This window comes from Streptomyces sp. B21-083, assembly GCF_036898825.1.
Classification (GTDB): domain Bacteria; phylum Actinomycetota; class Actinomycetes; order Streptomycetales; family Streptomycetaceae; genus Streptomyces.
Map to the genome: position 1 here is coordinate 1 of NZ_JARUND010000001.1, position 22,119 is coordinate 22,119.

The 22,119-nt window shown below is 68.3% G+C and carries 22 protein-coding genes; 3 read left to right on the forward strand and 19 right to left on the reverse strand.

Annotated features, from left to right (window positions below; genetic code table 11):
- Positions 1-51: 51 nt before the first annotated feature.
- Positions 52-441: a hypothetical protein gene (locus QA861_RS00005; protein WP_334586093.1), complete on the reverse strand. Its 390-nt coding sequence runs from the start codon at positions 439-441 to the stop codon at positions 52-54.
- Between the two features lie 182 nt (positions 442-623).
- On the opposite strand from QA861_RS00005, the gene murC reads away from it, so the two are divergent.
- Entirely contained in the window at positions 624-2,078 is a 1,455-nt protein-coding gene (murC, locus tag QA861_RS00010) for a UDP-N-acetylmuramate--L-alanine ligase (protein ID WP_334586094.1), read from the forward strand.
- On the opposite strand, the gene QA861_RS00015 is transcribed toward murC, so the two are convergent.
- From QA861_RS00015 to QA861_RS00090, 16 genes are all read right to left on the reverse strand, one after another.
- On the reverse strand, positions 2,075-3,466 hold the full coding sequence (locus tag QA861_RS00015) for a UDP-N-acetylmuramoyl-tripeptide--D-alanyl-D-alanine ligase (protein WP_334586095.1): 1,392 nt from the start codon (positions 3,464-3,466) through the stop codon (positions 2,075-2,077). The two genes, murC and QA861_RS00015, sit on opposite strands and share 4 nt — an antisense overlap.
- 15 nt (positions 3,467-3,481) lie before the next feature.
- On the reverse strand, positions 3,482-4,198 hold the full coding sequence (locus QA861_RS00020) for a peptidase (RefSeq protein ID WP_334586096.1): 717 nt from the start codon (positions 4,196-4,198) through the stop codon (positions 3,482-3,484).
- On the reverse strand, positions 4,176-5,174 hold the full coding sequence (locus QA861_RS00025; protein ID WP_334590410.1) for a threonine ammonia-lyase: 999 nt from the start codon (positions 5,172-5,174) through the stop codon (positions 4,176-4,178). Before QA861_RS00025 ends, QA861_RS00020 begins: the two co-directional genes overlap by 23 nt.
- 22 nt (positions 5,175-5,196) lie before the next feature.
- Positions 5,197-6,180: a D-alanine--D-alanine ligase family protein gene (locus tag QA861_RS00030; RefSeq protein WP_334586097.1), complete on the reverse strand. Its 984-nt coding sequence runs from the start codon at positions 6,178-6,180 to the stop codon at positions 5,197-5,199.
- Between the two features lie 110 nt (positions 6,181-6,290).
- Complete coding sequence (locus QA861_RS00035) at positions 6,291-6,620, reverse strand: helix-turn-helix domain-containing protein (RefSeq protein ID WP_334586098.1); 330 nt, start codon at positions 6,618-6,620, stop codon at positions 6,291-6,293.
- Positions 6,621-6,803: 183 nt separating this feature from the next.
- On the reverse strand, positions 6,804-7,952 hold the full coding sequence (locus QA861_RS00040) for a hypothetical protein (RefSeq protein WP_334586099.1): 1,149 nt from the start codon (positions 7,950-7,952) through the stop codon (positions 6,804-6,806).
- Positions 7,949-8,197 carry a hypothetical protein gene (locus QA861_RS00045; RefSeq protein ID WP_334586100.1) on the reverse strand — a complete coding sequence of 83 codons (249 nt, stop codon included), beginning with the start codon at positions 8,195-8,197 and terminating at the stop codon, positions 7,949-7,951. Before QA861_RS00045 ends, QA861_RS00040 begins: the two co-directional genes overlap by 4 nt.
- A gap of 320 nt (positions 8,198-8,517) precedes the next feature.
- Positions 8,518-9,015: an NUDIX domain-containing protein gene (locus QA861_RS00050; RefSeq protein WP_334586101.1), complete on the reverse strand. Its 498-nt coding sequence runs from the start codon at positions 9,013-9,015 to the stop codon at positions 8,518-8,520.
- 68 nt (positions 9,016-9,083) lie between these two features.
- Positions 9,084-9,920 carry a zinc-dependent metalloprotease gene (locus QA861_RS00055; protein ID WP_334586102.1) on the reverse strand — a complete coding sequence of 279 codons (837 nt, stop codon included), beginning with the start codon at positions 9,918-9,920 and terminating at the stop codon, positions 9,084-9,086.
- Between the two features lie 274 nt (positions 9,921-10,194).
- A complete protein-coding gene (locus QA861_RS00060) occupies positions 10,195-11,472 on the reverse strand; it encodes an acyl-CoA dehydrogenase family protein (RefSeq protein ID WP_334586103.1) in 1,278 nt (425 codons plus the stop codon).
- 76 nt (positions 11,473-11,548) lie between these two features.
- Positions 11,549-12,154 carry a GAF domain-containing protein gene (locus tag QA861_RS00065; RefSeq protein ID WP_334586104.1) on the reverse strand — a complete coding sequence of 202 codons (606 nt, stop codon included), beginning with the start codon at positions 12,152-12,154 and terminating at the stop codon, positions 11,549-11,551.
- The gene (locus QA861_RS00070; RefSeq protein WP_334586105.1) at positions 12,154-12,741 is read right to left on the reverse strand and encodes a GTP-binding protein; all 588 of its coding nucleotides are present in this window, start codon (positions 12,739-12,741) and stop codon (positions 12,154-12,156) included. Before QA861_RS00070 ends, QA861_RS00065 begins: the two co-directional genes overlap by 1 nt.
- Positions 12,742-12,746: 5 nt before the next feature.
- Positions 12,747-13,154 carry a DUF742 domain-containing protein gene (locus QA861_RS00075; RefSeq protein ID WP_334586106.1) on the reverse strand — a complete coding sequence of 136 codons (408 nt, stop codon included), beginning with the start codon at positions 13,152-13,154 and terminating at the stop codon, positions 12,747-12,749.
- Positions 13,151-13,645 carry a roadblock/LC7 domain-containing protein gene (locus tag QA861_RS00080; RefSeq protein WP_334586107.1) on the reverse strand — a complete coding sequence of 165 codons (495 nt, stop codon included), beginning with the start codon at positions 13,643-13,645 and terminating at the stop codon, positions 13,151-13,153. The genes QA861_RS00075 and QA861_RS00080 overlap by 4 nt, the downstream gene beginning before the upstream one ends.
- Before the next feature lie 40 nt (positions 13,646-13,685).
- Entirely contained in the window at positions 13,686-15,173 is a 1,488-nt protein-coding gene (locus QA861_RS00085; protein WP_334586108.1) for a sensor histidine kinase, read from the reverse strand.
- 70 nt (positions 15,174-15,243) lie between these two features.
- Entirely contained in the window at positions 15,244-15,645 is a 402-nt protein-coding gene (locus QA861_RS00090; RefSeq protein WP_334586109.1) for an ATP-binding protein, read from the reverse strand.
- A gap of 662 nt (positions 15,646-16,307) precedes the next feature.
- On the opposite strand from QA861_RS00090, the gene QA861_RS00095 reads away from it, so the two are divergent.
- Both QA861_RS00095 and QA861_RS00100 read left to right on the forward strand, forming a co-directional pair.
- Positions 16,308-17,663, forward strand: a complete 1,356-nt coding sequence (locus QA861_RS00095; RefSeq protein WP_503461743.1) for a helix-turn-helix domain-containing protein — start codon at positions 16,308-16,310, stop codon at positions 17,661-17,663.
- Between the two features lie 13 nt (positions 17,664-17,676).
- On the forward strand, positions 17,677-18,300 hold the full coding sequence (locus QA861_RS00100) for a 2'-5' RNA ligase family protein (RefSeq protein WP_334586110.1): 624 nt from the start codon (positions 17,677-17,679) through the stop codon (positions 18,298-18,300).
- A 305-nt stretch (positions 18,301-18,605) separates the two neighbouring features.
- Here the strand turns inward: QA861_RS00100 and QA861_RS00105 are convergent, their stop codons facing one another.
- Both QA861_RS00105 and QA861_RS00110 read right to left on the reverse strand, forming a co-directional pair.
- Complete coding sequence (locus tag QA861_RS00105) at positions 18,606-19,178, reverse strand: hypothetical protein (RefSeq protein ID WP_334586111.1); 573 nt, start codon at positions 19,176-19,178, stop codon at positions 18,606-18,608.
- On the reverse strand, positions 19,178-21,673 hold the full coding sequence (locus QA861_RS00110; protein ID WP_334586112.1) for a DnaB-like helicase C-terminal domain-containing protein: 2,496 nt from the start codon (positions 21,671-21,673) through the stop codon (positions 19,178-19,180). The genes QA861_RS00105 and QA861_RS00110 overlap by 1 nt, the downstream gene beginning before the upstream one ends.
- Between the last annotated feature and the right edge of the window lie 446 nt (positions 21,674-22,119).

Consider the following 22,119-nt stretch of genomic DNA (forward strand, 5'->3'; position numbering starts at 1 on the left):
CTAATTCATGACACTCCCATCCCCGGATGGGCGGAGCCGGACCAGCGGCCGTCACCGAGGCAGGCCGCCGGAGAGTGCGGAACGGAGCAGTGCGCGCGCGTAGTCCTCGACCGGCAGGTTCGCGGCGGCGGCTTTCGACAGGAGAGCTTGGTGCTCGGTCTCTCCCATGGAGATGCACACGCTGTGGACGGGAGTGATGCCAAGGAGTCGCGGGGTGTACGGCTGGCCCAGATGTTCGGTCAGGAGCGCGGCAAGGAGTTCGGGAACGGGTTGGCGGGGTTTCTCGCCGCGGCGGATCCACCGGCTTACTCGGGAGCGGTCGACGGCGACGTTGCGCTGCCCTGCTTGTTCGGCCTGGTGGTTGATGCGGCGGGCGGTTTCGCTGTTGCTCCAGCCTGCCTGGGCGAGAGCGAGCGCGAGGGCGTAGTTCGGTTCCTTCATCGAGTGCCGTCCGGGCGGCAGGGCCGGGAGGGAAAGGCGTGATGGTGTTGCGAACCTGTTCGCAACACCGCAGGTCGTAGACGGTGCGCGGGGCTGGGCGGGACGGTGGCGGTGCGCTTTCCAACAGGGCGGCGCGTGTTGCCAGTTGAGGCGGCTGGGGCCGCCTTCAAGGAGGCTGTTTCATGGCAGAAACCGCAGTCCCCACGATCAACCCGGACGTGTCGACCGGCGGGGCGGTCGACCTGAGCCGCGCGCACTTCGTCGGGATCGGCGGCGTGGGCATGCTGCCGGTGGCGCAGGTGTGCGCCGAGCGGGGATTCACCGTGTCCGGCAGTGACGTCCGGGCGTCGGAGGGACTGAAGGAACTGGCCCGCTGCGGCGTGACCGTGCACACCGGGCACGCGGCCGGGCAGGTGCCGGCGGATGCGACCGCGGTCGTGTTCACTCACGCCGTCGGCGAGAACAATCCCGAGATCGTAGAGGCGCGCCGGCGCGGTATTGCGGTGGTGCACCGGTCGGCGGCGCTCAGCGCGCTGATGGCGGCCGGCCGTGTGGCGGTGGGTGTACTGGGGACACACGGCAAGACCAGTACGGCGGGGATGCTGGCGTTCCTGCTCGGAAGCATGGGGCAGGAGCCGTCGTACGTGGTCGGTGGAGACCTCGATGTGCCGGGCAGTGGCGGTTACGCGGGCAAGGGGGGCATCTTCGTCGCCGAGGTCGACGAGTCGGACCGCTCCCACATCGGCGTGAGGATGAGCGTGGCGGTGCTCACGAACATCGGGCACGACCACCCGGAGAACTACGCGGCGCAGGGCGACCACGTCGACGCCTACGAGCAGTGTGTACGGATCGGTCTGGACGTGCACGGCACGCTGGTGCTGAGCGCCGACGATCCCGGCTGCCGTGAACTCGCTTCCCGGCTGGCCCTGCGGGGGGACGGGCCCAGGACCGTGACGTTCGGGCTCTCGTCGTCGGCGGACTGGCGTCTGAGCGAGGCGGCCAGTTCGGGCGGGCGCACCACGGCGGTGCTGTGCGGTCCGGGGGGTCGGGAGTTCGATCTCGTGCTGCGGGTGCCCGGCGTTCACCAGCTCCTGAACGCCGCCGCGGCCGTCGCCACCCTGCACACCCTGGGCCAGGAGTGTGACCTGGCGGTGGAGCAGCTGGCCTGCTTCAACGGCGTGCAGCGGCGTATGACGCTGTCCGGTGAGGCGGCCGGGGTGCTGGTCTTCGACTCCTACGCCCACCACCCCGACGAGGTGAGTGTGGATCTCGCCGCCGCGCGTTCCGTGGTCGAGGGGGACGGCCGGGTGATCGTGGTGTTCCAGCCGTCCGGACAGGCCCGGCTGGACGCGTTCGGCGGCGCCTTCGCGAAGGCGCTGGCGGGCTGCGACAAGGTGGTGCTGACGGACAGCCCCCAGGGCGTCAGCGCGGGGGCGCTGGAGACGCTGGCCGCCCGCATCAACGAGACGGGCGGCCGCGCGTGGCATGTGGTGCCGAACCGGGACCAGGCCATGGTGTCCGCGGCCGATGAGGCGCGGTCGGGTGACGTGGTCGTCCTGATGGGGACCGGTGACATCGTCGAGCAGGGGCCGCTGCTGCGGGCCGCGCTCGACGAGCTGGCCCCCGCAGCAGCCTAGACGCCCGAGGTGTTCGGTTGCAGCAGAGCGTCGGCGAGCTGCTGCAACTGGACTCCCCGGCTGGCCTTGACCAGGACGACGTCGCCGGAGCGGAGGGTGTTGCGCAGCAGGTCCAGGGCGGTGTCCTGGTCGGGCAGGTGGACGGCCTTCCCACCGATGCCGCGCACGCCGTCGTGCATCCATCCGGCCTCGTCCCCTCCCACCAGGATGATCTGGTCCAGGTCTCGTTCGGCGGCGTGGCGGCCGATCTCCTCGTGCGCGGTGCGGGCGTCGTCGCCGAGTTCGTTCATCCGGCCCAGGACGGCGATGGAGCGTTGGTCGCGTCCGCCGGTCATGGAGGCGAGCGCGTTCAGGGAGTGGCGCATCGAGTGGGGGTTGGCGTTGTAGGTGTCGTTGACGATCGTGACGCCGTCAGCCCGGGTGGTCGTCTCCATCCGCCACCGGGAACGCGGAAGGGCCTCGGACAGGCGTGCGGCGCTCTCTTGCACGCTGAGTCCGGCTTCGCGGGCGACGGCGGCGGCGGCCAGGCTGTTGGGAACCTGCACGTCGCCGACGAACTGGAGCTGGACGCGGGCGCTGCCCTCGGGAGTGGCGAGGGTGTAGGAGGCCCGGCCCTGCCCGTCGATGGTCACATCGACGGCGCGGACAGTGGCCTCCTCGCTCAGCCCGTACGTGACGACCCTGCCCCGGGCGCGCAGGCGGATGGCTTCGACGAAGTCGTCGTCGGCGTTCAGGACGGCGAGCCCGTCCGGCTGGAGTGCTTCGACGATCTCGCCCTTGGCCTGGGCGATGTTCTCCCGGCCGCCGAACTCTCCGACGTGCGCGGTACCGACGTTGGTGATGACGCTGATGTCCGGCGGGGCGATGTGGGTGAGGTCCCTGATGTCGCCGATGTGGCGGGCCCCCATCTCCAGAACAAGGTAGTCGGTGTTCTTGTCGCCCATGGTGATGGTCAGCGGCAGACCGATCTCGTTGTTGAAGGACTGCGGGGTGGAGACCACGGTGCCGGGCAGCACCTGAGCGATGAAGTCCTTGGTGCTCGTCTTGCCGGCCGAGCCGGTGATGGCCACCACCTTGGCGGTGGCCAGGGGGTCGTGGAGGAGGGCGCGGCCGAGGCGTCCGAACGCGGTCAGGACGTCGTCGACGACGATCGCGGGGAAGCCGACGGGCCGGGTGACGAGGGCCGCGACAGCACCGTTGGCGATGGCGGCGTCGACGTAGTCGTGGCCATCGGTGTGCTCGCCCTTCAGCGCGATGAACAAGGCTCCGGGGACGGCCTCGCGGGAGTCGAACTGGGCGGGCTGAGTGACCTGGGCCGCGCGGTCGAGGACGTCGGCGAGCCGGCCGCCGACGACGGCAGCGATGCTGGTCAAGGACATGGGATGCAACGTGATTCTCCCTGCTCAGGTGATGGATTGGGACGCTACCGGGCGGACCGCCGAGGTCCGGGCAGCCGGAGGTCGGACGGTGCGGCGCAGATCGAGAGAAACACCGCGTCCGGCGAAGAAGTCGCCGAAGCGGTCCAGGGACATGACCGGGGCCAGGGCCTGGGGGGTGTGTCCGCTCGGGTTGCGGAAGACGACCTGTCCCTCCGTGTGGCCGATGGCCAGGACGAGGTGGCCTCCGCGCCGCTCGGGGTCGTGTTCGGGCCGGCGGATCTCCTTGGAGACGGAGGCCATCACCATGTACCCCTCGTCCAGGAGCGCGGCGAGGCCGCCGAGATCCAGCTCGGGATGCACGGTAGCCGGGAGGCGGTACGTGTCCTCCACAAACTCGACGAACGGCCGGTAGATCAGCCCCTTGACCGTCCCGTCGTCCTGCCGGACGTAGGCGCCGAAGTGACGGGCCCCGGCAAGGAGTTCGAAAAGACCGGGGGCGCAGCCGTCGCGGTGCAGGAGCGCCATGCGCAGGCAGGCCATGCCGCACATGTGCCGGCACCATCGGCCGTAGATGTTCTGGGACGGTGCTCCGGTGCTCTGCCAGGCGGGATCGTGGGCCGGGTCGTGCCCGTCGTAGGCGATGGGGCCGATCAGGTCGGCGCTGGCGTACTGGGTGACGGGCTCCACCGGGTCGTGGACGAGGCCGGGGGCAGGTGTTTCAGTGCAGCACGGCGGCGGCATGGGGCAGGGTCTCCCATCGGGTCAGGGCAGTGTCTACCTGGGTTTTGTAGGTGTTCCAGTCGACGTTGCCGCCGGAAACGACAACGCCGATCGGACCGTCGGGCACACGGTCGACGGCGTGCAGCAGACCGGCGAAGGCGACGGCCCCGGAGGGCTCGACAACGAGGCGGAAGAGGCGCCACAGGTGCGCCATGGCCTCAGATATCGCCTCCTCGGGGACGGTGACGACACCGGCAAGGAGTCGCTGGTTGATGTGGAAAGGGATGCGGGCGGGCTCGGTGTGGCCGAGACCGTCGGCGATCGTGCGCGGCGGCGCGATGGAGATCCGGCGGCCCGCGCTCAGGGAGCGTCGTGTGTCATCGGCGGCGGCCGGTTCGACTCCGAAGACACGAAGACCCGGGTTGTGGGCGCTCGCCGCGAGCGCGGTACCGGCCGCGAGCCCGCCCCCGCCCACCGGTACAACGAGCGCGGTCAGGTCGGGGAGTTCCTGGAGCATCTCCCAGCCGACGGTGCCGGCCCCGGCGATGACGTGTTCGTCGTTCGCGGACGGCACGATCGTCAGACCGCCGCGGGCGGCGATCTCGTGGACCAGCGCGTCACGGCGCCCGGAAAGCCGCCCGTAGGGGACGATGCGCGCGCCGAGGGCCTCGATCGACTGCCGTTTCACACGGGGCAGATCCTCCGGGACGACGACGGTGACCGGCACCTCAAGCCGGCGGGCGGCCAGCGCCAGAGCGGCGGCGTGATTGCCGGAGGAGGCACCCACCACGCCCCTCCGACGGGCCTCTACGTCCAGGAGCGCCAGGGCGTTGTATGCGCCGCGCAGCTTGAAACTGCCGGTGAGTTGCTGGTTTTCCGCCTTGACCCACACGGTGCGGCCGAGCAGCTCGTTGAGGACGGCCGAGGTGAGCACGGGCGTGCGGACGGCGATGCCGCGCAGGTTCTCCACGGCACCCAGGATCTGATGGATCGACATCGTCACGACGCTCTCCCGGTCCTCACGGACGCGTACGGCGGTCGATGTCCGCCCCGCGCAGGATGTGGGTCAGCAGCAGCTCGTAGGAGATCCCGCCGACGGTTGCCATCCGGGCCAGATTCCCGCCCTTTGACAGGCCCGGCAGTGTGTTGACCTCCAGCCACCAGGCGCTGCCGTCGTCGCCGACGACGAAGTCGTGGCGCGAGTACGAGTGGCAGCCCAGACTGCGGTGAGCGGTCACCGCCTGGTGCTCCAGGTCGGCGAGCGTGATGGGGCTGACCCGGGCCGGCCAGTGGTAGTCGCACGCGGCCGTACCGCGCTTCGCGGCGTAGGAGTAGACGCCGTTCGGCGTCCGGGCCTCCAGCACAGGCAGCACGTGCACAGCACCGCGCGCATCCTCCAGGACACCGACGCTCACCGAGCGCCCCTGATGGAAGACCTCGGCCATCATCTCCCCGTCGGCGACGTCCAGTTGCTCCAGGGCGAGGCTGAGACGCTCGACGGTGGTGGCGACCTGCACGCCGATCGAGCCGCCCTCACTGACCGGCTTGATCATCACCGGGAGGCCTCCCAGTAAATGGCTGACGCGCACGGCCTCGTCATCGGCGGCGGCCGTCGGGTCGATCCGGATTCCGCGGGGAACACAGACACCAGCGGCTGACGCCAGCGTCTTCGCGTGGAGCTTGTTCATGCCGATCGCGGAGGCCAGCACCCCCGATCCGGTGTAGGGAACGGACAGTGTTTCCAGCAGGCCTTGGAGACGTCCGTCTTCCGCACCACGGCCTGCGATGGCGAGGAACGCCTTCGCTGCATCACCAAGACCGTTGACCAGACCCCAGCCGGAGTCGACGAGGTCGATGACGTGCGCTTTGACTCCCATATCGGTCAGCGCATCGGCGACCGTTTTACCGGACAGCAGGGCGCGGTCTCGCTCGCGAGACCAGCCTCCGGTGATGACCGCGACGGGCATCCCGATCTCGTCGGCGTCAAGGGGGGTGATGTCCATGGTGGTCTCCGTCTTGTCCCTCGGTGAAAGTGCAAAGTGCCGGCGCGGAGATCTGAACGGCCCTGCCCGCGGCGACGGGGTGGGGCCGTGTTCCCGCCGCGCCGGACGTTTTAGGCGACGGTCGGGTCGGTGGGGCGGCGCTGTCCGCCACGCTTGCGCATGGTCACCTTGGCTTCCACGAGGGTGGTGTGGACGACTCCGTACGAGCGGGTCGTGCGCCAGGCGATGTCGCGGATCGAGCCGCCCCTGTAATACGCACGTGTCACGCACTTCGTGAACAGGGCAGCGGCGTCACCCTCAAGGCGTGTGCGGCGCGCGTAAGGGAGGGGCAACGGCTTCAGCTCCTGCACCCACGCGGGCTCTGCCTGTTCGGGGCTCGTGTCCGCTTCCGCGCGGGGGGCTGTGCCTCGCTCCGGGCCGATGAGCTCTTCAGCTCTCAAGATCTTCCTCACAGGTGTCGGTTGGGCCCTTCGCTCCCCGGGTCACCGTCCTGCCCAGGGAGCGAAGGGTGTTCATGAGTGAGCCCCGTCGCCGAGCGGGGAGTCAGGACACCGCTCGGCGACGAAGTATCGAGGCCGTGCACGGCATCGCGGGTTTCATCGGGCTGCCGTGCACGAGAGCGTTCAGGCGGCCGGTGATCTCGACCGGTCCTGCGCGGGCGGGACACCCGGGTCGGATGCAGCCGCCTCGGCAGAAGGCGGCTCCCGGTCAGAGAGCTCGGCGGCGGTCGTCACGCGGTGGTCTATCCATTGCACGAGGGCCGTCACGGGTATCGCGAGCAGGAGCCCGTAGATGACGGGAAGCAGCTGGGCGTGAGCGGCGCAGAGATCGAACGCGGCGTGGCCGGCCATGAGAGGGAGGAGGCGCCGGTAGCGCCGGAACAGCCAGACGCGGCCGATCGTGTAGAGGACCATGGCGAGGGCGGGGAGCCCGAAGTAGGCGTGCAGCATCACCTCGATCACGCAGACCAGGGTGTAGACCTCCCAGGCAGGTCTGCGGATGGCGGTGAGCAGGGCTGTGGTGGCTGCCACGACCACGACGTCCTCCACGGCCACGGTGGAGGCCACGGAGGGCAGGATGAGCAGGGGAGCGGTGTCGAAGCCGAGCGTGCTGAGCTGGCTGCCCTGCATGACGGGCACGTTGCCGATGTCGACCCAGCGCAGGAGCGCCACCAGCAAGGCGGTGAGCCCTCCTCCGGTAAGACAGGCGAGGACGGTCATCTTCATGAGCTGCCAGTCCCGCAGTCGTGCGGCTGCCGTGGCCGGGAACCTGGTGAGCGGAGACACTCCCTGTGCCTGGCAGACCTCCAGCGCCAGCCAGGCGACCGTGCAACAGAACACGATGAGGGCCGCCTGCCGCTGGGGGACATGAAGGAAGGCCGCGTACATGGACACGACACCGCACACGACCGCCACGCCCCGCTGCATGAGGCGGCTGCGTGGTGATACCCGGCTCAGGGGGGTGCGGCCTATCACCCGCCACGACAGCCAGAAGAACACGACCATGCCGAGCACGAACTGACACTGCGGCACCCACCGCAGATCGTGCGCCGTCCACCGCACGCCGTACATCTCCGTAACGTTGATGACCCCCAGGACGAAGGGCCGGAAGCAGATGATGACCAGCAGTCCGATCACCTGCCCGTATACCTGGGCGGACGACGAGCTGGTGGACGGAGAATGAGCCCCGTCGCGAGGGAGACGGCCAGGAGCGAAGAGGTAGTCCGCAGCCGCTGTGCGCAGCCTCTTGCCGGGCCCGGAGGACGCCTTCATGCCGCTCCTCGCGTTGTGAAGGCGGCGAAACCGTCGGCGTCGTACACAGTCAGCGATGCCCACGGAGCTGTGCCGGAGCGGAACCGCGCGGTCTGCTGGGTCAGCTCGAACAGCAGGTCCAGCACGCGGCGGTCGGTCATTTCCTTCACCGTCGGCGCCACCCGGTGAACAGCCTGCGCGGTCTGCTCGGCCAAGTCCGGATGTCGTTGGATTTCGTCAAGCACGGTGAAGCGGTTGTGGGTCACTGATGGTCCTGTCCAGAAGTGATCGGTTGTGTCAGGTCGGCTTGTTTGGCCCTTCGCTCCCCGACCGCCGTCACGGCGCGGGGAGCGAAGGGTGCTGGTGTCCTGTCGGCGAGCGGGGAACCCCAATTCCCCGCTCGCCGACAGGGGCCCGCGCACGGCGATGCGACTGTCGCGGGGGTGCCGTGCGCGGGAGTTGTGTCATGCCACGGCCTGGACCGGTGGGACGGGCTGGTGTTCGCGCCGTCGGCCTCGTCGAGGGCTCGGAGGCGTGCCCGGATCAGCCCGTCGTGGAACACGCCCTCCGCCAGTTGGCGCCGGCGCTACAGGGGATGCCCGGCGAGCACCTCTACGTCGCCGCCAGAGAGCGCCCGCAGCGCCGCGTGCGTACGCGCCGCTGTGAACGGTGTCAGGTGCTCATCCAACTCGTCCGGGAGCATCCAGCGTGCGCCCTTGGCGCTGCCGCCGAACGCGAATTCCGTGTCCTCGTCGATGACCCCGCAGTCGAAGAGGAGGTTGATCCCTTCCTTCGACTGGTGCGTCTTGTGCTGCTGGTTGTACATGTGGTGCACGGCCAGTAAGCGGCCCGGCTCCGGGGTGAGGCCGAGCTTCGCGCGGACGTTGCGTACCAGGCCGTCGAGGATCGGTTCGTTCTCCTCCACGCAGCCGCCCGGGTGGAACCAGGGTCGACGCTCCTCGCCCCTGAGGGTGTCCTGCGCTTTCTCGGTCATCAGGACCGCACCGCCGGGGTTGCGGATGATGCCTAGCACCCCGAGGCGGCGCGGGGGCGGGTCAGCGAAGTGGTCACGTTCGGTCTGCATGGTGCTCCTTCTTCTTTGGCGAGGCGGATCTTCAGCTCGCGGCTGGACGGCAGGGAACGGAGTGGGGGTCAGGCACCGAGGTACCCCTGTTCGATGCGGCGGACCCAGGCGTCGGGATCGGCGGTCTCTTCCTCAGTGGGCAGGAAGACCGGGTCCTTCCAGATCTGGTTGACCAGGTCGGTGCCCCCTGCGGCGACGGCGCGCTCGATGAGGAGGGAGCCCTGTTCGTACGCTGCGCGGCTGGGCCCGAGGCGCTGGATACCAGGGATTGCCATGTGGGCGCGGTAGCGCCAGGACTTCGGGGAGTGCCGGGCGTCGGCCGGGGAGCCGAACAGGCGGGCGGTGACTTGGTGGTCGGCCCAGTTGGCGTGTCCCTCGATGACGGTCGAGGCGCCGCGCCCGTTGATCCCCCGCTTCTGCGGGAAGTAGGTGGTCCACACCGCGCCGCTTTGCCCGTCGGCCTGTATCTGGTGGACGAGTTCGTGGGCGACGAGTTGGTGGAGGGCCGGTTCGTCGACCAGCAGCCCGCCGTGGTGGAGGGCGCGGGGAGCAATGATCGTCTCGCGGGAGCCGTCGTCCGTTTCCAGGGTGCTGCCGAGTACGAGGGGCCAGACCAGGGCAGGCACGAAGCTGGTGATCCTCAACACGACTCGAATGGCGTCGATGTCCTGCGGGGTCAGCTTCAGATCGGCGATGTCACGCGCCAGGATGCGGTGTCGGCTCCTGTGGGTCTCCGCCCGCCATGCCTTGGGAGTGAGCAGGCGGAAGCGGACCTCCTGGGGGAAGGGGAGGTTGGTTGTCTCCTCCACCGTCGGCGCAACCCGGTGGAGTATTCGGTCGATCTGCTCGGCCAGGTCCGGATGGCGCCGGGTTTCGTCAAGCACGGTGAAGCGGGTCTGGGTCACTGAAGTCCTGTCCGGAAAGAATCGGCCTGGTCATTGGTCTTGCGAGGCATGAGGTGCTTGATCTCTGGTGGGACGTCCGGCCCTGTACCGCAGAACCTGACGCACGACGTGCACAGGGCCGGAAGGTTTCCCTTCGTTCCTCGGGCCGCCGACAGCCCGGGGAACGAAGGGAGTTACCCCCGTCGCCGAGCGGGGAGTGAGGTTGTCCCGACGACGGGGGCGGGGCCCGTGCACGGCGGTACGGATTTCACGGGGGTGCCGTGCGCGGGGGTCTTCAGACGGCTGTCGGGTCGGGATCGACGTGCCGCAGGTGGTCGGCGAAGCGCACGGACCACGGGATGCGCTCCGGCTCGTCCTCGGGGGCGGGTCTGGGTCTGTGTTCTCGCAGGGCGGTCTGGGCCAGGCGCAGGCGTTGGACTTCGCCGGTGCCGGCGGGCGCGTAGGTGGTCTGCATGTCACGGAAGACCCGGGAGACCTCGCCGGAGGTGTCCAGGCCGTTCGCGCCGTGCAGTTCCATCGCGTCCCGGCCGGTGTCGACGGCCGCTTCGTGGCCGAAGGTCTTGGCGGTGATGAGCTGGTCGTCGCAGTCCGTGCCGTGGTCGAGCATGTCGACGGCGTGGTAGGTGAGGACCCGGGCCGTGTGCAGGCGAGCCGCCATCGCGCCGAGACGGTCGCGTACGACACCGACGTCGGAAAGGGTTCCCTGGTAGCGGGGCCGGTTGTCGACGTACTGGGTGGTGAGGTCGAGGGCCGCTTCGTGCAGGCCGAGGGAAACAGCCGTGAGGTTGGGGCGTCCGTAGAGGATGCTGCTGGACTGGGCGACGGCCAGGCCCTGGCCGACCTCGCCCAGAACGTTCTCCGGGGGGAGACGTACGCGGTCGAATCCGATCCCGCCGAAGCCGAAGCCGCGCAGGCCGAACGCGCCGACATACCGGGCGGCGGAGACTCCCCTCCGCTCGCCGGAGACGAGGAAGGCCGTCAGTGCCTCGGAGGTGCGGGTCCCGGGCGGTGCGGTACGGGCGACCACGACATGGAGATCGGCGATCTGGCTGTTGCCTATGTGTGCCTTCGTGCCGGTGAGGATCCATGCTTTGCCGTCCCACTCGGCTGCGGTGGTCATGCCACCGATGTGGCCGCCCTGGTCCGGTTCGGTGACCGCGATCGACAGCAGCACGCTGCCGTCGGCGACGCCCGGGAGGAGGTCCGCGCGCTGTCGTTCGGTGCCGAAGTGGAGCAGGGCGGCGACGGGGATCAGGCTGGCCTGGAGGATCGCCGCGGCGGCGGCGGATACCAGGGCGAGGCGGTGGATGAGGATGGTCTTGGCCACATGGCCGGCCTGCATCCCGCCGTACGCCTTGGGGATGGTGACGCCGAACCAGCCGCGGGCGGCCAGGAGCCGGGCCACCTTCCGGTCGACATAGCGGGCGGTTTCCATGTGGGTCACCCGGGGGCGGATCTCCTCGTCGGCGAAGGCGTCGACGTCCTCCCACAGTGCCTGGTGGCGGGGGGTGAGGAACGTGTCGAGTACGCGGGGTGTGCTGGATGCGGACATGGGCGTCCCTCTCCCTGATCGGCTCACATGACGGCTGGGGCCGGTTGCGCGCGGGGGTGCGCGGGCAGTTGCTACGTCAGGGGGCAGGTGTGGTGATCCGGAGCGTGTCGGCGGCCGTGCGGGCGGTTTCCTTGACGATGGCCAGGAGCCGTCTCGCGTCGTGGAGGGTGCGCGGTTCGGGGTCGATGATGCAGACCGTGAGCAGGACGAGGCCGGTGTGGGCGTCGATGACGGGGCTGCCGAAGTAGCTCTGGATGCCGATGGCGTCGACGACGTGGTTGCTGGCGAACCGCGGGGAGGCGGCCACGTTCGGCAGGGGCAGGGACAGCGTGCGGCGGACGACCTCGGGGCAGTATCCGTGGCTGCGGCTCATGGTGCGGCCGACGATGGGATAGCCGGCGTCGCGGGGCGGGTTGCGCAGTCCGAGGAACGTCTGCTCCTGGCCGAACGCGTTCACCATGGCATAGAGGAAGTCGGCACGCGCGCCCATGTCGTTGGCGATGTCGTCGAGTACCTCGACGCCCTCCATACGGATGCCCAGCTGCTCGAACCTGGTCAGGCGGGTGGCCATCTCGGCGGCTTCGGTTTCCGGGTCATCGGTGAAGGTCTCGATCCGGTGATGCACGGTGCGGTGCGCCGGGACGTGCAGAGCAGGGCTCGGTTGGCTGGGGGTGGAGGTCATCACGCGTCCAGGAGGGCTGAGTTGTCGGAGGCCAGGGTCACTACGTGCCTGATCAGGGCAAGCAGGACGCTGGCCACGGAGTCGGGATTGCGGGCGTCGCAGAACATGGCGGGGAAGGCGGCGGGTACGTCGAAGGCGTCGCGGATCTCGGCGAGGGTGCGCGGGACGGCCCCGGGGAAGCGGTTGACGGCGATGACGAAGGGCAGGCCGAGCTGTTCGAAGAAGTCGGCTGCCGGGTAGCTGCTCTCAAGCCTGCGGGTGTCGGCCAGGACCACGGCGCCGAAGGCGCCCTGGGACAGGTCGTGCCACAGACTCCAGAACCGCGGTTGTCCCGGCGTACCGAAGAGGTACAGCTCCAGGTCGTCCCAGCCGACACGGCCGAAGTCGAAGGCGACCGTCGTGGTCGTCTTGGCCTCGATACCGTCCAGGCTGTCGGTGGCCGCGCTGTGCGTGGTGAGGACTTCTTCGGTGCGCAGCGGCTTGATGTCGCTGATGGCGCCGATCGCGGTGGTCTTGCCGACGCCGAATCCTCCGGCGACGACCAGTTTCAGGGCCGTCCGCCCAGCAAGCTGCGGGAACTGCGTCATGGAGCTCACCCGGCCTTCGCTACCGCGTCGGGGAACTTGGTCCTGAGGAAGGCGCTGAGGGATTCCAGGAGCTGAATGTCGGAGCGGTCGCCCGGCGTCTGCGGGACGGGCACCATCAGGGCGCCCGCGTCGATCAGGTCGGAGACGAGAATCTTCACCGCGGTGACGTGCAGACCGGTGATGCCGGCCACTTCCGCGAGGGGACACTGCCGTTGACGGCACAGCGCGATGATCTTTGCGCTTTCCGCCGAGAGTCCGGGGGCGGGCCGACGGCGGCCGGGTCCGAGCACGGTCTGAAGGTTCAGGTGGTGACGGGGACGGGTGCGGCCGTCGGTCAGCGTGAAGAGCCGGACGATGCTCGCCGTGTCGTCTCCGGCCCCGCTTAAGGGCTCCTGACGTGGCCGGGAGGTCATGCGGCACCATCACCATCGGCATCGCGGTCACGGACGAGAGTGGTCATGAAGGGCGCGAACCGTGACACCAGCCGCCCGATCGCGAATGCGACGGCGCCGATGTTCGCGTCCGTGGCGACCAGCACGACCAGCACGGTGGCGACGGTGTTCCCGCTCTGGTTGAACGTGCTGCCGACGCCGGCGTTGGTGACGAGGAACATGACGTCGTCCCGCTCGACCAGGATCTGCTGCGCCGGCACCTGCTTGCCCTTGGGGCCGGTGACTCCCTTGGCCAGCCCCGCCATTCCCGAGAACGTGGCGGCCAGTTCGTCGGCCCAGTCGGGGTCCATGTGAGAGGAGAACACCTGCTTCAAGCCGTCGCGTGAGCCGAGCAAGGCGTGGCCGACACCGGCCGTGCTCGCCACGAAGTCGTCGAGCAGGCGCGTCATCTGCCCCTTGACCGCATCAGGGGAAGGCACGGAGGCCACTACACCATTCGTGTCGTTGGTCATGGTCGATTCGCTCCATGCGAAGTAGCGGGGAGGTACGGGGTCAGAACTGACTGATGGGGGGCGTAGAGGGAGCGGGTTCGGCGCTCAGCCCGGCGTGCAGGCCCGCTCGCCAGTCGCCCACGGCATGGGGATTCGCGGCCTGGGTCGGCACCTCTGCCTCGGTAGCGGTGCCGTCAACGGGCCTGTGTATACGCCTGCGCTTCGGCAGCGGGGCTGTGGCGCCCGGGTTCGCGGGGGAATTGCCCGGCGCCGGACGGACGAGCTGCTGTACGGCGACGCCCGCTTGCACGGGCTGCGAAGGGGCAACCGGCTCCGGCGTAGCCGAGATCGTGGCGGTGGCGACAGCGGGGGTGACCGGGACGAGGTACCGGGAGGGGACCACGACGTGGGCGGTGGTCCCCCCCATCGGGTTCATCGTCAGCCACACCCTCAGGCCGTACTTCTCAGCGATCTTCGCGCTGGTGATCAGACCGAGGCGGCCGGCCCGGACCTGGCCCGCGACATCGGTCTGCTCGGGGTGCTCCAGGAGACGGTTCAGCATGTCCCGCTGCTCAGGCTCCATCAGCAAGGTCGCCTTGTCCTCGACCTCGATCAGCAGACCGTGCGCCACCTGCTGTGTGCGGACGACGACATGGGTGGCCGGATCGGAGTGCTCCAGGCCGTTGTCGATCAGTTCGGCGAGCAGATGGGCCACGTCGGGATGGACGTGCGCCGGCAGCGCGAACGCGTCACCGACGTCGCTGGCCACGATCTGGACGCGCGGATACCTGACCACCTCGGACTTCGTGCCGCGCAGCACCGTGTCGATCTTGACGGGAGTGCGCGTCTCGCGAAGGTACTGACTGCCCAGGACGACGGAGACGCTCTCCACCATGCGGCGCAGCCGCATCGCGAGATGGTCGATCTTGAAGCTCCAGTCGAGGAGATCCGGATCCTCGGTCGCGTTCTGCAGGCTGCTCAGGTGCTCCAGCATCTCGCCTATCAGGCTGTGCTGGCGCCGGGTCAGAGTCCGGTGCATCTCCACCAGCACCGCCGCCTGAGACTCGTCATGCACTCGAATCAAGGAGCCCGCACCCTGCGTTTTCAGGGTCCCGATCAGCTCGATGACCTTGTCAAGCATGTCGCCGCCCGCCGACTGCGGGTCCTCCGGAAGCGGGGGCCGGGCACCCCGGCAGAGCTGATCCGCCGTCCAGACCATGGTCTGCTCAGCTGCATGTGCGGCCTCCGCGACCCGTTGCAGCTCGGCGTCGCGATGGCCCTGGAGAGAGGCCGCCACCGCCTGTACCCGGATGACACCGACGAGCACTGCGACGAGCACGCCGCCGCCGAGGGCTATCGCGAGCTGGGTGAAAGTGAACGGGAACCCCCACGCGGCGAGCACGGACACGCTCCACACGCCGACGACGCACACCAGAGGCGCGACCAGCACACCACCGACCTCATCGAGGAGGTAGCGATCCACACGAGGGCGACGACCGCGTCTGCGGTGACGGGTGACCGTGCGGGCGGAGGGCACGCGGTCAGGCATGAGGGTTCCTCAATGATGCGTTCCGGCAAAGGGCAAGAAGAAAAGGGACAAGCGGACAGCTCGCTCCTCCTCAGAAGGGGAGAGAGCACCAGGTCGTCGTGCCGTCGAGGCTGACGCCCCAGTCGTCGGCGATAGAGGCAACGAGGAACAGACCACGGCCATCCTCATCGTCGAGAGCGGCATCGCCCAGCACGGGACGCTTGTGAGAGCCATCCCTCACCTCGACCAGGAGGTGACTGGCGGTGAGGTACAGGCGTACCCCGACGTCACCGCCACCGTGCTTCAACGCGTTCGTGACCAGTTCGGTAGCAAGAAGCTCGGCGGACTCAACGAGGTCGGGCAGACGCCAGTACCTCAGCCCAGCCCGGATGATGAGGCGTACCCGAGATGGCACAACTCTGTCTGCTGGTGCGATGACGCCGGCCGAGGAGCCACTTCCGCAGGCGAAGGACATATCAAATCCGGTGTACACGCGAAGGTGAGGGGGGCTTACGGGGTCCGTCCGCACAGTGGTCGCAGTCGGTGTCATGCCGAACCCTTCATATGTCCGGAGGCACTCGTCACCACTCGCTCGATGTGGCAAGCCACTACGGAGGGCATCAACCGTTTCGTATCCGGCACCTTCACGAGGAAGACTGCGGTGCGCTGCTTCTCCGACTTCATGGGAGGGGGGCTCCTTGGTTCGGCGTCGGGCACGACGCAGGTGCGGACCTGCGATTCCGAATCCGTCATCGCTAGGGCCGAGAACACGGGCATCGGGATTCAACTTTGAGGTGCCGCCATCCGTGTCCTCGGGCACGTCGGATGCGGTACCCCTACCGTTCCAATCAAGGCAGTTGGCGTCACGGGCGCCCGTGACCAACTTTTCTGGACACGCACCGCTAGGGCGACCAGGGACAATGCCGCTTTCTGGACGACCAGTTGGGCTGTCTCTACCCGATGTTCCAGGTCACGCCCACCAAATCGAGCGACGCCGCAGCTACCGTTAGTCCACGACACCGCATAGGGAGCACGTCCATGAACTCCCCTTCGAAGCCCGGCTCCAAGGCAGACCGAGAGGCCCTCCGGCAAAGCATGGTTGCCGTCGGATGCCCTCTCACGGATATCGCTATCGAGATGCGCAGCCGTTTCAGGATGCGCCCCAGAGAAGCGTGGCGGCATTCCCACGGCTGGACGCTTCAAGAGGCGGCAGATCGAATCACTCAGGCAAGTATCGGACGCCCTGGTGAATCCGTCGCCGCTGACGCATCCCTCGTGGGCAAGTGGGAGAAGTGGCCGGGCCCTTCCTCGCGTCGTCCTAGTCTCCCGGTCTTGTTCGCCATGGCAGAAGCCTTCTCGTGCCGCGTGGCAGACTTGCTGGACTTGGAGGACCGACGCGCGCTCCCCCAGGGGGACTTGCATCTGCTCGCCCGTCGTCCAGCAACCGTCGAGACACCGGCCCTGTCGCCGCCAGTCCTTCCCCCACCTACACCGGCCGGGACTGACCTCGTCCGTCTCGCCGCCGACGAGTCCGCTACCTGGGCACAATGGGCGGAGGCCACAAACGTCGGCGACATCGCCCTTGAGCAACTGATGGCCGAAGCACGGGCGCTCGCCTCGGACTACCTCACCTCCGAGCCCATCGCACTCTTCGTCCGGACCCGAGCACTACGCGACCGCGTCTTCGCTCTCCTCGAAGGCCACCAGTACCCCCGTCAGTCGACCGACCTGTACGTCGCGGCCGGTTACCTGTGCGGGCTCCTGGCGTGGATGTCCTCTGACTTGGGGCAGTTGCGCAATGCAGACACCCAAGGCCGGACAGCGTGGCTGTGCGCTGAGCTCGCAGGGCACAACGACCTACGTGCGTGGGTGCTTTCAACACGCTCGAAGGTGGCCTTCTGGGACGGACGCCTACGGGAAGCGATCAAATTCGCCCGTCACGGCGCCACCTACCGCACCACTGGCTCAGTGGCAGTACTCCTCGCCTGTCAGGAAGCCGATGCCTGGTCCGAACTGGGCGCCCAGGAAGAGGCATTGGCGGCGCTTGCCCTTGCCGAACACGCGCGCGCCGCTGTAAGCGGCGGAGACGAGATCGGGGGCATCTTCGCCTGCCAGCCCGCACGGCAAGAGAACTATGCCGCCGCCGTCCAGCTGCGTATCGGACGCCCGGCCGATGCCTTGAGATCAGCGGACAACGCTCTCGCACTCCTGGCTGTACAGCCCGTCAGGGCGTACGGCACCGAAGCGCAGATTCACATCAGCCAAGCCGCGGCCCACCTCACCAACGGCGAAGCAGACGGCGCCCTCGAAGCCCTCGCACCCGTCCTCGCACTTCCGCCGGACCACCGCCTGGAGCCCGTCACCCGCCGCCTCAACGAACTATGCCTGAGTATCGGGCGCCCCTCCTCCAGCGGCACCGCGACGGTCGGGCTGCGTCAAGCTGTCGAAGAGTTCTGCGTGGACTCCGCGCCACGGCATCTGGCCCTCTCGCCAGGAGAAGGCTCTACCTGATTTGATTTCAGACATGACGACTCAACCTGAGACCATGCGGAACCACTGGTGGTGGCGGCCCAACTGGAGCGTGGGCCGCCGTTTCTATACCTGGCACCTGACATTCGAAGGCCAGGACGATGTGCACCGCATCGCCGCCGAGTACCGTTCCGCACTCGCGCCTCTCGGAGAGACTGTCACCGCCATCCCCGACCAATGGCTACACCTGACCATGCAGGGCATCGGCTTCGTCGGCGAGACCAAGGAGCAGGATGTCCACAGCATCGTGGATGCAGCCCACACCCGTCTGAGCGCCGTTCCGGCTTTCGACGTTCAGATCGGGCCAGCGGTACTGGACCCCGAGGCGGTGCTCCTGCATGTCCACCCCGACGGCCCTGTCCGAGCAGTCAGAAACGCCATCCGGAAGGCAATCGGAGACGTTCTCGGTGAAGTCCCCGAGAAGGCTGAGGGCTTCACTCCGCACGTCTCCGTGGCCTACAGCGCCGGAGACGGTCCCGGTGAGCCGGTCGCGCGGATTCTCGCCGACCTCAACCTCACGCCGGCGCATGCTCGCATACCCACCGCAGAGCTCATCGTGATCCACCGGGACAATCAAATGTACGAGTGGGAACCCTTTGCGAAGGTACCTCTGGGCTGAAGTTCCGCTGCCGAGCGGGGCCTTGCAGCCAGCGCCAGCTCTATGAGTTCCTAACACGATCTTACTGAATGCGCCTGGTCGGGCGTGACTGGTGGGGCGATTCGGCCGTTCGTGAAGATGTGAGTACTCGGCCTTGGATCGTGGATGACGAATTGTGGACGTTGATCGAGCCGTTACTGCCGCCCTGGCCGAAGAAGTCGATCGGCCACTCGACGCCGCGCGCAGCGGCTGCCTCTGCGTGCACGACGATCAGCGGTAAGGCGGGCCGATCAGAACCGGTGCTCATAGCCGGATTCCCTTCTGCGCTACCTGAGTTCAACAGAGTAGTTGGCTCCGTCGAACTCCCATCCGTCCGTGCCTTCGCCGATGTCCTCGACGATGACGTCGTCGATGAAGTGGTCCTCGAACTCGTCGTCGGTGAGCTCGCCGGCCAGCCAGAGTTCCTCGATCTCGTCCCAGTTGCCCTGGCTCCCGTCGATCCGCAGGGGCGCGGCGTCGGGTGTTCCGCGTTCGCGCCGGTCGGTGCCGGTGGTGACGTAGCCGCTGATCTCGTACTGGCCCCTCCTGACGTGGTCGGGGATCGGGTCGGCTCGGACGATGGCGACGTTCTCGTAGGCGGTGTGGATGAGGTCGCGGTAGCTGCGGCGGACGTTGTACTCCGGGTCCGATAGCCAGTTGATGAGGGTCTTGACGGCGACGTCGAGGCCGGCGTCCTCCAGAGCCTGGTAGCCGCGGTGGGTTCCGGTGAGCTGGCTGAGCTGGGCGTGCCAGTGCTTGGCGTTGTACGACGACAGCCTGTGGCGGGGGGTGACTTGGGAGCGCAGGAGGTCGCCCAGGGCGGCGCCCAGGGATCCTCCGCGGCCGGTGGGCCCGGCCATCAGTCGTCACCCTCGGGGATCATCTCGCCAGGCTGGATGAACTTGGCCTTGACCTCACCGAAGGCCGTCCCGATCCGGTATGTGTCCGGGGGCGTGCCGGGCGGTGTCCAGAAGACGGCTGCGTCGACGTTGCGCAGGGCGATGAGTTTGTGCCCTTCCTGGACCGCCTTGAAGGCCACGATCCAGTGACGGACGGAGGCCTCGGCGACCATGCTCATACGCCAGTCCGGCCGCCAGAAGGGGGACCTCTGCTCCTTGCGCTTGGGCCACAGCAGACGCAGCGCGATCGACAACCGCGTCTTATATGCCTTGTACGGGGCCCCGCCGGCCTGGACGAGGTCGATACGCGTTTTCCGGGACGCTTCGTAGAACGGCTTGAACAGGGACTCGTTGGCCTTCCCTGTGTAGGAGTCGTGAATGGCCGGCATCGCGGCGATGCGGTCCTCGCGCACCAGCTTCGCCAGCAGCTTCATGTGTGGAGTGGTCACCCACACGCGGCCCTGCTCGTCGGGGCGGTCGATGATCCGCCCGAGCGGGTGCGGCATGTCCGGGCGGTTCCACTCAGGGATGTCGATGAGGTAGATACCAGCAGTGGCCTTGTCGAATGCGGCGAGGGGCCCGGTGTGTAGCAGCTTGTTCGGGGCGACGGTGACGGCCGAGCACGCGGACGGGTAGGACCCGTTGCGGTCGATCAGGCACAGCACACCCTCGCCAAACGAGTCGGGCACATCGAGCCGATCCCGCCGCACCCGCTTCCCGTTCTCCCGGATGAAGGGCACCCGCGTGCTGGTGACGTCGGGGTGGACCCAGCGCGGTTCGCCGTCCATGTGCTCACTGATCAGCGGCCACGGACCGCTCTCCCGGTCCTCGGCGCGGATGACCGGGATCGGGTGCATCTTCGAGCGGCCGACCGCGTCCTTGAGGATCTTTAGCGCGGGGAAGGGCGCGCCTTCCGGCTCGTCTTCCTCGTCCCCTGGCTGAAGTTCCGCTTCTGCCTCAGCGTCGTCCTCGTCGTCCGGGACGTGCCCGCTGTCCGTGGTGGGCCCGCCAGCGGCGGGCTGCCCGGGGGCGCCGTCGGCCACGGCAGCGGTGTAGGCTTTCAGCGCGGCGCAGAGGCGGCGTCCCTCGTCGGTATCCGGCAGTTGCAGTGACGCCGCGGCAACCTCGGCGAGCGACGCTTCGAGCTCGTCAAGGGCTTCCTGGGCACTGTTGGCCAGCGCGGTGCGCAGCGCGGCCAACACGTGTGTGACCGAGGCCGGCAGTCCCTGCCGGGCGCCGGACGTGTACGGCAGTGCTGCGTCGGCCAATTCCCGTTCCACCGCACTGCCCACACTCCCCCGCGCGGGTCCTTCACCGCCCGTACGGACGGCGGGGGCAGTACCAGCGTCGAGGAAACGGGCGTGCAGCAGATCGGGGCTCAGATACGCCGAGCCGATCGCGCCGAAGTCCCGCTCCACGACCGTCACCTGGACTTTGGACGGGTCCCTGGTCGGGGCGAGGGTCAGCAGGACGTCGGCGTCCAGGAGGCCTAGGAGGGGGGGATCGTCGCTGTCCACAATGGCGAGTACCGGCACGTGCAGGGTGCGCGCGAGGGTGGCCAGAACCTGGGAGGCACCCGCAAGACGCGCACCGGAAAGGGGGAGTCGGGCATTGTCGGCGGCCTGGAGCCGGTCCACGACCACGAGGGCCAGGTCCTGGACGTACGGGGCGGTCTCCGCGATCGCCTCGGCGGTCAGATCACTGCCGTCGTCGATCAGCAGCGGCGCATGGACCAACTGCTGGGCGACCTGCTGCTCGTGCTCGGTGAGGCGGCCCTGCTTCAGGCGCGGGTAGTCGCCCCCGGTCTCCGCGGAGATGATCCGGCGCATGATGTCGGCCTGGTTCGGCCCCGACGCCGCGTACAGAACCCGGTGGTTGTCGACGAGCGCGGTCTGCCGCGCGGCGGCCAGCCCCAGCAGGCTTCCACCGACATTCGGGGCGGCCGCCACCAGCGTCAGCCGGCCTGACTGCAGACCGCCTGTCGCCGCATCCAGGCCGGGCAGCCCGAACGTGGTGCTGCCGACAGGGCCAGAGATGAGGGCGGCGCCGATCGCGTCGCCCAGCGTAGCGAGCCTGCGCGGGGCCCTCTCGTGTGCCCGATTGTCTTCGCTGTTCACCGCACCTCCCGCGGGCGCCGCGCCCGTTGCCGCGGCCGGATCGGATGAACGGGCAGGGGAGTCGACGTCGGCCGGCAGCAGCACCGCGACCGGCATGCGGCTGCGCCGGAGCACCTGCGGCTGGCCCTGAGCTGCCAGCGTGATGAGTTCACCGAAGTCCTTCTGGGCCGCGCTGAGCACATGGGAAGGGAACGCGTCGGTCCTCCGGGCTGCCGGAAACCGGTCCAGCGGTGCCAGCAGGACGTGCTCCTCCTTCCTGTGGATCAGCGTCGTAATGCCGTCCTTCTCGGCGCGCTTCACCAGAGCGAAGAGCTCCGTACGGGCTTCGGTCGCGTTCATCACAGTCGCGGCCAATGACTCCTGACTCCGACTCACTCACCCTCCTACGCCTATTGACTAACCCCAAGGTTAGCAGTATTCATACATTTATAGATAAAGAGTCACACTTATTCTCGTGAATCTCACTCATTTGTGAGGGCGTTGGTGCAAGTTGACTGCCGTGAGTACAGCACAGCCGAGGGCTTGGCAGCCTGGCCGCCGCAGACCGAAGGCCGAGACCTCCACAGCCGGGTCCCGGCCTTCCGCTCACATCGCCCGCAGCGATCGCACGCCACCTGGCACGGCCTCAGTTCCGCGACTTCGACTCCTGGTCCGTTTCGGATGCTTCGTTGTACGCGAGGTGCCCGGAGGCCGCCCGCGGGCACTGTCACGTTGTTGAGGGCGTCGGTGTCCAATGGTGTGTCAGAAGCCGTTGTCTTATCCGGATGTGAGTGGTGAGTTTCCGC